Origin of the sequence: Collinsella intestinalis DSM 13280 (assembly GCF_000156175.1) — a bacterium.
Lineage (GTDB): Bacteria > Actinomycetota > Coriobacteriia > Coriobacteriales > Coriobacteriaceae > Collinsella > Collinsella intestinalis.
This window is the reverse complement of sequence record NZ_GG692710.1, coordinates 1,138,378-1,140,866: the sequence shown is the minus strand read 5'-3', so window position 1 is coordinate 1,140,866 and position 2,489 is coordinate 1,138,378. Positions and strand designations below refer to the sequence as shown.

Below are 2,489 nucleotides of genomic sequence, written 5' to 3'. Positions count from 1 at the left end.
CCCGGACGCCCGGTCCTGCGCCCAGCCCCGGCCTCGCGACTGCTGCGGGGCCGGGCGGATCGGATGTCACTCCATTGCAATAACAGGTACGCATATTCGCCCAGATTTTTGTATAGAGATGAATAGACATGCCAAATCGGCAGGATGGGTATACAGATTTAAGGCGTGCAAAACCGTTTGAGCAATGTGGTCAAACTATGCCGATATCCTTGGGATATTACGTTTATCGCCAATTATCGTCCGTTCACCAAGACAGTCGAAATCACTGTTAATCGATTGTGCTTGGGAGGGTATATTGCATAAAGTACGTCAGCTGGTGAATATTTGTTACCAGCAAAACGAGAAGAAAAGAGGCAGTTATGTCCAAGCCCCTTGGCAAGCCCGATCGCATCGTCGTCGCCCTCGGCGGCAACGCCCTCGGCAACACCCCTGAAGAGCAGATCGAGAAGGTCGCCCACGCCGCCCACGCGCTGCTCGGCCTCATCGAGCAGGGCAACGAGATCATCATCACCCACGGCAACGGCCCGCAGGTCGGCATGATCCAGAACGCCTTCGCCGCTGCTCACGACGCCATCGGCACCCCCTCCATGGACCTGCCCGAGTGCGGCGCCATGTCCCAGGGCTACATCGGCTATCACCTGCAGCAGGGCATCGGCCGCGAGATGCACAAGCGCTATAAGCGTTGGCACGCCGCCTCCGTCGTCACCCAGATCGAGGTCGACCCCGATGACCCCGCCTTCGCCAACCCCACCAAGCCCATCGGCCCCTTCTACACCGAGGAGCAGGCCAAGGAGATCATGGCTGAGAACCCCGAGATGACCTTCGTCGAGGACTCCGGCCGTGGCTGGCGTCGCGTCGTGGCTTCCCCGGAGCCCAAGAAGATCGTCGAGGCCGACTCCATTCTCAACCTGCTCGACAACGAGTTTATCGTCATCGCCTGCGGTGGCGGTGGTATCCCCGTCGTCCGCGATTACGAGAACAAGGGCTGCTACAAGGGCGTCGCCGCCGTCATCGACAAGGACATGGGTGGCGAGCTCCTCGCTGAGGACTGCTCCGCCGACGTCCTGTTCCTCCTGACCGCCGTCGAGCACGTTGCCATCAACTTCGGCAAGCCCGATCAGCAGGAGCTCGAGGAGCTCACCGCCGACGAGGCCGAGAAGCTCGCTGACGAGGGCCAGTTCGGCAAGGGTTCCATGGAGCCCAAGGTCCGCGCCGCCATCAAGTTCGCTCGCTCCCGCAAGGGCCGCACCTGCATCATCGGCGCCCTGGACAAGGCCGCCGAGACCATGGCCGGCCTCTCCGGTACCCGCATCGTCGGTTAGTACCCCCTATGTCGTCAGGCGCCCGGCTGCCGCTTCGAGCCGGCCGGGCGTCCGATGATTTCCGTCGTCGCGTGTGGCTGCTGCATCGCGCGTGACGCTTACAGAGCCTCCCTCTCCCAGGCGCCCCGGCTTACTGCCCCGGGGCGTCTATTTGTATGGGGTTAGAGCGAGAGGGCCCAAAGCGCTTCGATTTGCGGGAGAATCTGGCTGATCGGCCAGCGTCTTGCGCTGTTGTAGGGGCTGTTGGGGTCATGGATTTCGACCATGCCGCGGCCATCCATGCCCTTGATGACAAGGAAATGCCCGACTGTGGTGAAGTCGCCGGGCGTGAGGCAGCAGATGATCGGCATGCCGGCATCCAGCGCGGATGCGATGCTCGCGCGCGAAGGGGCCACGGGGGTCGATCTCAATCCGATGGCGGCGGCGCCGTCGGTCATGAAGCGCCATTCGGTCGCACCGGTGGGGGCGAAGTTGTGCTCCTCGGCAAACGAGGCCATGGCGACCGGATCGAGATCGGTCTTACCCGTCAGGTATGTGTAGACCATGGAAAGGCTCGTGGGGCCGCAGCCGGCGATGCGGATGTTGCTTCCTGCGTAAGGCTTGTTTGCCCAGAGCGGGTCGGTTTGATAGAGATGCGGCATTGTGCCCGCCGTCCATTGCGAGCGCGGCGTGGAGACGGGGATGGCGGTGGGCCCGAGCTTGAACGGGTTGACCGTCTGCTTGGCGAGGCGCTCCTTTTCCTTCTTCGCCTCGATGCGCGCGGCTTCCTCCGCTTTGTCTCGTTGGATTTTGGCGTTGATGCCAAGGCCTCCCGCACCAATCACCGCGATTACCAAGAGCACGGCGATCCCGCGCGGGCTGAACAGCACGGATCGCCAAGTGGGACGCGAGAAGATGCGACCGGTATTGCGGCCCCCACGCAAGGGCCCGCCTACGTATCCTGCACGCGAACCCCGGCCTTTGCTTGAGCGGTGACGTGAGGGCGTGTGGGCGTAGCTTCCGTTGAGGGTTCGGCGCTGACCGGCGCCGCGAGACGGTTGGTTTTGAGCGCGGCCTCTGGAAGAGGGCCTACCCGTTGGGCGCGTCTGTGGGTCGGGATATGCTCGTCCGACGCGGGAATCGCGTCCATAGGAGTCTCGGCGCATGGGGCGCGGGTCCCGAGCGCCT

General features: G+C 63.2%; 2 protein-coding genes. One reads left to right on the top strand and one right to left on the bottom strand.

The window, feature by feature from the left end:
* The first annotated feature begins 359 nt into the window (after window positions 1-359).
* Complete coding sequence (gene arcC, locus COLINT_RS05230; RefSeq protein ID WP_006723372.1) at window positions 360-1,322, top strand: carbamate kinase; 963 nt, start codon at window positions 360-362, stop codon at window positions 1,320-1,322.
* Window positions 1,323-1,483: 161 nt separating this feature from the next.
* Here arcC and COLINT_RS08515 read toward each other — a convergent pair whose 3' ends face one another.
* Window positions 1,484-2,191, bottom strand: coding sequence for a C39 family peptidase (locus COLINT_RS08515; protein WP_006723371.1), 708 nt, complete (start codon window positions 2,189-2,191; stop codon window positions 1,484-1,486).
* Window positions 2,192-2,489 lie beyond the last annotated feature (298 nt).

Excerpts from the sequence above, each read along its gene's own strand:
- arcC (WP_006723372.1), top strand. The coding sequence starts at position 360 with ATGTCCAAGCCCCTTGGCAAGCCCGATCGCATCGTCGTCGCCCTCGGC.